The sequence below is a fragment of the Micromonospora sp. CPCC 205561 genome (assembly GCF_036906775.1).
Taxonomy (GTDB): domain Bacteria; phylum Actinomycetota; class Actinomycetes; order Mycobacteriales; family Micromonosporaceae; genus Micromonospora.
In genome coordinates, this window is sequence record NZ_JBAKHV010000121.1 from 1 (window position 1) to 1,164 (window position 1,164).

General features: G+C 75.2%; 1 protein-coding gene. It reads left to right on the forward strand.

The genetic code is table 11. The features are described from left to right. Positions 1–12 precede the first annotated feature (12 nt). A partial coding sequence (locus V6V16_RS27705) for an acyltransferase domain-containing protein (RefSeq protein WP_334566884.1) occupies positions 13–1,164 on the forward strand: 1,152 nt, incomplete at its 3' end.

Genomic DNA, 1,164 nt, shown 5'->3' on the forward strand with positions numbered 1-1,164 from the left:
TTGATGGAGCCGATGCTGGACGAGTTCCGGTCGGTGGTGGCGGGGCTGGACTGGCGGGTGCCGAAGATCCCGGTCGTGTCGAACGTGACCGGTGCGGTCGCGGACGCGGGGGAGGTCACCGACCCGGAGTACTGGGTGCGGCATGTGCGGCAGCCGGTGCGGTTCGCCGACGGCGTGGCGGCGCTGCGGGCGCAGGGTGTGGACACCTTCCTGGAGGTCGGCCCGGACGCGGTCCTCACCGCCATGGCGGCCGAGGCGGAAGCGGCCGACGACGTGCGGTACGTCGCCACGTTGCGCCGCAACCAGTCCGACGTCACCACCCTGACCAGCGCCGTCGGGCAGCTCTGGGCCGCCGGCGTGCCGGTCGACTGGACGGCATACCACGGCCAGACCGGCGCCCGGCCGCGCGTGGTCGAACTGCCCACGTACGCCTTCGACCGGCAGCGCTACTGGCTGGAGGACCCCCGGCCCGGCTCGACTCCGGAGGGCGCCAACGTCCCCTCCGACGAGCAGTTCTGGGCGGCGGTCGAGTCCGGAGACCTCGGCGTGCTGGGCGACGAGTTGGCGGTGGGCGCGGACGAGCCGTCCACCGCGCTGCTGCCCAGGCTCGCCCGGTGGCGGCGGACGACGCAGCAGCGGGCCGCCGTCGACTCCTGGCGCTACCGGGCGACCTGGCGTACGGCCGCCGTGCCGGAGTCCGCGACGTTGGCGGGGACCTGGCTGCTGCTGATGGCGCCGGGGCAGGAGGACCACCCGGTGGCCGCGGCGCTGGCGGCCCGGGCCGACCGGGCGGTCCCGGTGCTGGTCCCGGCCGGCGCCGAACGCGACCGGGTGGCGCGGTTGCTCCGGGAGGCGATGGGGCCCGACGACCGGGACGCCGACGTGGTGTCCCTGCTGTCGCTGACCGATCCCCGGGAGCCGGCCACTTCCGGGGAGGCGTCCGCGGTTCCGGCCGCCGCCGAGGTGACGACGGCGTTGGCCGTGGTGCAGGCGCTGACCGACGTCGGTGGGACGGGCCGGCTGTGGTGGCTGACGCGTGGGGCGGTGTCGGTCGGCGGCTCCGACGAGTTGGCCGATGTCGCGGGTGCTGCGGTGTGGGGTTTGGGTCGGGTGGTGGGTTTGGAGGTGCCGTTGCGGTGGGGTGGTTTGGTGGATTTGCCGGGG